Origin of the sequence: Brevundimonas sp. EAKA (assembly GCF_000698025.1) — a bacterium.
GTDB lineage: Bacteria > Pseudomonadota > Alphaproteobacteria > Caulobacterales > Caulobacteraceae > Brevundimonas > Brevundimonas mediterranea_A.
Genome location: NZ_JMQR01000148.1, coordinates 1 through 6,500 on the forward strand (window position 1 = coordinate 1; position 6,500 = coordinate 6,500).

Consider the following 6,500-nt stretch of genomic DNA (forward strand, 5'->3'; position numbering starts at 1 on the left):
GGGGCTGTGCGGGGTGTCGCTGGCGGTGGGGCCCAATGAGGCCTGTTACATCCCGCTGACGCATGAGCATGAGCCGCAGGCGGGCGAGGGAGGGCTGTTCGGGGTGCCGGGGGAGGCGCGGGAGCCGATCCAGCAGCTCGACAAGGCCAAGGCCTTGGCGAAGCTCAAGGTTTTATTAGAAAATCCGTCGGTTCTGAAGGTGCTGCAGAACGCCAAATACGATCTGGCGGTCATGGCGCGGCGGGGGATCCGCGTGGCTCCCTATGACGACACCATGCTGATCTCCTATGTGCTGGAGGGCGGGCTGCACGGGCACGGGATGGACGAGCTAGCGCGGCTCCATTTGGGGCATGACCCCGTGCCGTTCAAGAGCGTGGCCGGAACGGGCAAGAGCCAGAAGTCGTTCAGACACGTCGCCCTGAAACCGGCCACCCAGTACGCCGCCGAGGACGCCGACGTGACCCTGCGCCTGTGGCGCCTCCTCAAGCCCCGGCTGGCGCGCGAGGGCCTGTCCACCGTCTATGAGACCCTGGAACGCCCCCTGCCCGCCGTCCTGGCCGAGATGGAGACCGCCGGCGTCCGCATCGACCCCGACCGCCTCAAACGCCTGTCCAGCGAGTTCGGCCTGCGCATGGCCGAGCTGGAGGCCCAGGCCCACGAGATCGCCGGCCGCCCCTTCAACATCGGCTCCCCCCGCCAGATCGGCGAAATCCTGTTCGGCGAGCTGAACCTGCCCGGCGGTAAGAAGACCGCCTCCGGCCAATGGGGCACCGACGCCAGCGTCCTGGAAGACCTGGCCGCCACCCACGCCCTGCCCCGCGTCCTGCTGGACTGGCGCCAGCTGTCCAAGCTGAAGGGCACCTACACCGACGCCCTGACCGCCGCCGCCGACCCCAAAACCGACCGCGTCCACACCAACTACCAGCTGGCCGCCGCCACCACCGGCCGCCTGGCCAGCTCGGATCCGAACCTTCAGAACATCCCCATCCGCACCGAGACCGGCCGCGAAATCCGCCAGGCCTTCATCGCCGCCCCCGGCCATCTGCTGATCAGCGCCGACTACAGCCAGATCGAACTGCGCCTGCTGGCCCATATCGGCGACATCCCCGAGCTGAAACGCGCCTTCAAGGCCGGGCTCGACATCCACGCCGCCACCGCCAGCGAAATGTTCGGCGTCCCCGTCGAGGGCATGCCGTCCGAAACCCGCCGCCGCGCCAAGGCCATCAATTTCGGCATCGTCTACGGCATCAGCGCCTTCGGTTTAGCCGCCCAGCTGGGCATCGATCAGGGCGAGGCCGGCGCCTATATCAAGACCTATTTCGACCGCTTCCCCGGCATCCGCACCTATATGGACAAGACCAAGGCCGAGGTCCGCCAGGCCGGCTTCGTCTCCACCGTCTTCGGCCGCCGCATCCACATCCCCGCCATCCACTCGAAATCGGGCGCCGAACGCCAGTTCGGCGAGCGCGCCGCCATCAACGCCCCGATCCAGGGCGCCGCCGCCGACATCATCCGCCGCGCCATGATCCGCATGCCCACAGCCCTGGCCGAGGCCGGGCTGAAAACCCGCATGCTGCTGCAGGTCCACGACGAACTGGTCTTCGAAACCCCCGAGGCCGAGGCCGACCGCGCCATCGCCCTCATCAAGCGGGTGATGGAAACCGCCTCAGACCCCGCCGTCGCCCTGACCGTCCCCCTGGTCGTCGACGCCCGCGCCGCCCCCAACTGGGACGCCGCCCACTAGCGGCGAACCCGCCGCAGGGAATTTACCCGAGGCTTAGCGGTGGGGGTAGTGCGTTAGTAAAGGGCGGGACTTGATCCAGAGCGGGTTAGCGGGGCGTCGCTTTGTTCGATGGCCTCCCTGGCGTATACTGACTGTCCCGGTCCGACCGTTTGGGAGGCTGGTCTTTTCGCGTCCCGCAACTTGGTCCCGAGGCATCGCGGTGGCCTAGGAGAGCTGGCTGACAGAGATTATTTGTGTGAGATGGAAGGCGACTCCGCTTACATGAAAAATCCCGGTGAACTTCCGAGCGACCCACCCTTTATGCTGACTTACCGTCGAACCAGTGTCATGGACTCACCAGCGCAAACGCTGGTCAACACGGTCAACTGCGTCGGTGTTATGGGCAAGGGCATCGCCAAGGCCTTCCGCGACCGCTATCCGGCGATGTTCGCTCCCTACAAGCGCCTCTGCGACGAAAAGCTGTTGCAGCCAGGAAAACTTTGGCTCTGGCAAGGTGAGGATCATGCGGTCCTCAATTTCCCGACCAAAGTACATTGGCGCAACCCTTCGCGGATCGAATGGATAGAGGAGGGGTTGCAGAAGTTCATTGAGTCTTATGAAGCCCAGCGCATTACCTCGATCTCCTTTCCGCGCCTCGGCTGCGGCAATGGTGGTCTCGATTGGGACGACGTACGCCCGCTGATGGAGCGATACTTGGCGCCTCTGCCGATCGACATCTTCATCCACGACTACGAAAAGCCGATAGGCCTCCCCGAACACCGAGAGGCGGATCTCGCCGAACGCTTTGGCGACGTTAGTCCGCTCCTCGTTTTTGAGGACTTCTTGAGCCAGATGAAAGAAGTGATTGAGGTGTCCGGTGGACGCTTCGCGATGCTCAATTCGCAGCGGCAGTTCAGTGCGAACCTCGATGATTCGGCTCTGCGCCTGACTGCTGAGGATCGAAACTCCGAGCTCGAAATGGAGGCGCTGCGCGGCGTCTGGCTAAGCCTAAGCGCTGGCCTTGTGACTACCCGGGATGCTGGCTGGTCCGACGCAAAGAGCGGGCCGATGGTCCTGTCCCTACTCAGTCTCTTGCCCCAAGTGCGTGCTTTGGAAATCCAGAAGGCTCATCATGGCGATGCCGAGATCGCGCTTGAGCTAAAGAGATACCCGACGACGGCGACGCCGGCGTCGGGAGGACAGCAGGAGATGGCATGGGGTTGACCGCTCAAGCTGCGGACGCCCACATCGCCCGTTGGCAAGCGGAACTAGGCAAGCCCTACTATCCGCACCGGGTGCACTGGCCTTCGATGCTGTTTCATCATGCCCCGATCGAAAATGCAGTCGGGATCATCCAGACTGGTGAGATTCGCTCGCGTCGGCAGTCCGAGGGCCATCGCCCGCTCGACGTCGCCGCTGCAGGCGTGATTGATAACCGGGACCGCGCGCATGAGTTCTCGCGGCTGTACTTCCGGCCTCGGACGCCGACCCAGTACCATATTGAGGGCATACGCCGGCCGAACGAATGTCAATATGGTCCGGCCGCCCACGCTCCAGTGCTGGTGATGTTCGCTCTAGACGCTCGGTCGATCCTTACAATGCCGAGTACGCGGTTCTCGGACATCAACATGCAGAACGGCGCTGCGCGCGACGGGGATGACGACGCCTTCTTTTCCACGATCAACTTCGCCAAGACCTATCATGAGGGCGCGACGGGAGGTGATATGTCTATCATCAACCATCGGGCGGCCGAGGTGCTCTGCCAATCACCGCTGGTCCTGGCTGAGCACCTCAAATGGGTCATCTGCCGCTCGGAAGCTGAACGTGAAACCCTGATCCATATGGCCGGTCCGGCCGCTCGTTTGCTTCGTCCCAAGATCGTCACCTCGGATGACGGCAGGGTGTTCGAGAAGCGGTTCGCGTTCGTCGAGAAGGTCTACGCCTCGCCCGAGGGAGTTACCTTCAGCATCAACCCTCGGCATGACACGGCTAAACTCAAGGTGCGTGTTCAGGTGCAGACTGGCGATGATACTGTCGTGTTCGATCAGACATACAATCAGCTGCTTGCGCGACCGGAGAACGGCGGAAATTGGATTTCAAAGGTAAAGCTAATTGACGGCTTGTACCGAGTCACTATTCAGATCGACGATCACAATGCCTACGATAACCTATTCTATGTCGGTGAGGTATTGTTCTAAAAATAAGCGCAATGTAGCCGGAGAGCTTCGTCGCTCGCTCAATCTGATTGCAAGCGGTCCTTCATGGCTCGGTCGAAGCCACGGCGGGGTGAGCGCGCGTCTAAGGAGGCGGAGCTTCCTTCCCAGACCCCTAGGGACAAGCCTTGGGATGACGAAACCAGGGGGCTTGGATCGACAACCTCCGCGCCTTGTGGTCAGTGCGGCGGAGATTTGGGGGATGAGGGGTCATCATGTTCATAGCGCCGCTGCTGGCACTCGCTGTTCTGGTTCCGGATCCGGGGACGCCCAAATTGTGGGAGCAGGAGGCGCCCGCCACCAACTGGGCGCGGACGCCTGATCCCGAAGTGACCTCTGACCTGATGCCGGGGTTCGCGGCGCAGTTGGACCTGCGGGGCTGGGCCATTGTTCGCTGTTATCAGGAGACGGACGGCCATCCCTACAACTGCAGGGTCGTCGAAGAACGGCCGCAGGGCTTGGGATTCGGGTCTGCGGCGCGCGTGGTGGTCGCCAGCGGGGAACTGAGGCTAGGGCGGGTCGCCGGTATACCGATGCCGGGCGAGGTGCAGGCCAGAGTGCGTTTCCGCGTGGAGGATGAGGCGGATGAAGGCGGGTGGAGCGGGCCGGAGCCGTCCGAAATCCAGCTGAAGCTTGCGCGCCAGATCGTCGATGGCGCCTATGAGGACGGGGAGCCGGAAGAGGACAATTTCCTCGACGGGCTGGATTTTGACAGGCGGGCGGTCGTCCAGGCCTGGGTCGATGAACTGTTCGTCGAGGTGCGCGCCGAGCGGCGCGAGGCCCTGGTGTTGCAACTGGCCCGGCTGGCGAGCGAGAGCGACCTTCGTCGTCTGCTGGCCGGCGACTATGTGTCGCCGCCGGATATGGACAAGTTTGAATCGGCCTTTCCGGAATCCAAGGCCGCCAAGGCGGCGGTCGCAGAACTGAGACGCCGATACTGCGAACGGTACAGCTGCGACGCCAGCGAGGTGAAGACGGACGGGCGGTCGGACGGCCGGTAGGGAAGCCTATAGGCCGGTCATCCTCCCCTTGGGCTGCTCCCTGCGCCCCAAGGCGGCGCACCTGCAAATCTGAGCCCGTCGCCCTGCGGAAAACGGCCGCCACCCCGAAGATTGACGGCCGCTTCCAGCATCAGACCTCTGGCGGACAGTTCCGAACCGCGAGCTCCCATCGCCGGATGCAGTCCCGCAGGCCGGGGTCGCCCTCGACGATATTCTCTTCAACGCCGCAGTAGACTGTCCCGTCCGCGTGGATGCAGTAGTCGCCCGCCGCCGCCTGTACGCCCGAGGCTGCAACCGCGCCCGCAGTGAACGCTACGGCTGCGATAAAGGAACGGATCGTCTTCGCCATTCTCGACATGTCAGTCCTCCAGTGGGGCCTATCCCCGAACGCATGACGACATTTCTGGCGGCGCGCGTGCAACTAAAAATCGTGATGAATGCACCTGACAATAGCGTGAGTGGGGGGGACGGTCCCGGATGAACCGGGACGGCCTTTAGGAGCGGAGCTCCCTCAGGTGCGCGCTCGTCGGACACCGGGTGTATGGATCCTAGGGATAAGCCCTAGGATGACGAAAACGGGGGCGTAAGCGGCGGGGTCGAGCGGTTTCGACGCCGTCGATCCTTGTGGCGGGGTCGCCGGAAGGATCTGGAATTACGGGCGCTGGACGGGCTGAACGCACGCAATTCTGGAAGCGAACGCCTTTGAAATCAGGCTGTTGAACTCCGAATTTCCCAATCGACGCGCCTGAGGTGCGGCCTCGGTTAGGCTTCTCCGCATGGGAAAGCCGAGCAAGCTGAGCGATGAGGAATGGGAGGCCTTGTTCGACCGCGATGCGCGGGGCGAGCGGCGGTCGGATCTGGCGCGGGAGCATGGGGTGTCGATCTCGACCATATGCTGGCAGGCGAAGAAGCGCGGGCGGATGAAGGGGCAGGCGCCGGATGCGGTGGATCATCGCCGGCGGCCGGCGGAGGGCTGGCCGGCGGATCATGTCTTTCCTCAGAGCCGGTCGGGCATGACGCCCGCGCGCTGGCGCGAGCTGTTGGCGCGGCGGAATGCGGGCGAGACCAGTGCGGTCCTGGAGGCCGAGTACGGGGTGACGACGGGGGCCATCGGCTGTGCGGCGCAACGCTATGGCCTGCGGAAAATGGACACGCCGGGGGCGGTGTATCAGCCGCGCGGACCGGCGGCGGGGGCCTATAACTATGGCCGGGGGGAGCCGGCCCTGACCATCGAGATCGACTGGAGCGATCCGGTGGGGACGGTGCGCGAACTGCACGCCGATGTGCTGAAGCGGTTGAGCGACGGGGACGAGCCGGAGGCCGCGCGGCTGTGGCGCTGGTCCCAGAGGACGCGGGTCATGGCGGGCGTGGGGGCGGCCGACCTGCGGGTGCTCTGGAAAAAACACGCTACTTCTCCTGGGGGCTATCGCCCTTCGGGCTACTTGAGCCCCCAGACCCCCGGTTTGCTCCAAGGCGGCGACGGGGGCGGTCAGGGCGGCGGGGGCTTGGTCCTTCGTCCGGCGCAGAAGCCGCCCGAGGGGGCGTGGTCGACCTGGTTGTTTC

Annotated in this window: 6 protein-coding genes; 5 read left to right on the forward strand and 1 reads right to left on the reverse strand. The window is 64.2% G+C overall.

All coding sequences use genetic code 11. The annotated features are described in order from the left end of the window. The 4 genes from polA to ER13_RS15175 form a co-directional block, all read left to right on the forward strand. A partial coding sequence (polA, locus tag ER13_RS15160; protein ID WP_035310567.1) for a DNA polymerase I occupies window positions 1–1,744 on the forward strand: 1,744 nt, incomplete at its 5' end. Window positions 1,745–2,005: 261 nt separating this feature from the next. Continuing rightward, a complete protein-coding gene (locus tag ER13_RS15165) occupies window positions 2,006–2,947 on the forward strand; it encodes a macro domain-containing protein (protein WP_197019805.1) in 942 nt (313 codons plus the stop codon). Next, on the forward strand, window positions 2,938–3,921 hold the full coding sequence (locus ER13_RS15170) for a DarT ssDNA thymidine ADP-ribosyltransferase family protein (protein WP_035310568.1): 984 nt from the start codon (window positions 2,938–2,940) through the stop codon (window positions 3,919–3,921). The genes ER13_RS15165 and ER13_RS15170 overlap by 10 nt, the downstream gene beginning before the upstream one ends. Before the next feature lie 230 nt (window positions 3,922–4,151). Then, window positions 4,152–4,937 carry a hypothetical protein gene (locus tag ER13_RS15175; protein WP_035310570.1) on the forward strand — a complete coding sequence of 262 codons (786 nt, stop codon included), beginning with the start codon at window positions 4,152–4,154 and terminating at the stop codon, window positions 4,935–4,937. 130 nt (window positions 4,938–5,067) lie between these two features. Here ER13_RS15175 and ER13_RS15180 read toward each other — a convergent pair whose 3' ends face one another. Further along, window positions 5,068–5,295, reverse strand: a complete 228-nt coding sequence (locus ER13_RS15180) for a hypothetical protein (protein WP_035310572.1) — start codon at window positions 5,293–5,295, stop codon at window positions 5,068–5,070. Window positions 5,296–5,713: 418 nt separating this feature from the next. Here ER13_RS15180 and ER13_RS15185 point away from each other — a divergent pair. Further along, window positions 5,714–6,500 (forward strand): hypothetical protein (locus ER13_RS15185; RefSeq protein ID WP_035310574.1); only part of this gene is annotated, 787 nt, incomplete at its 3' end.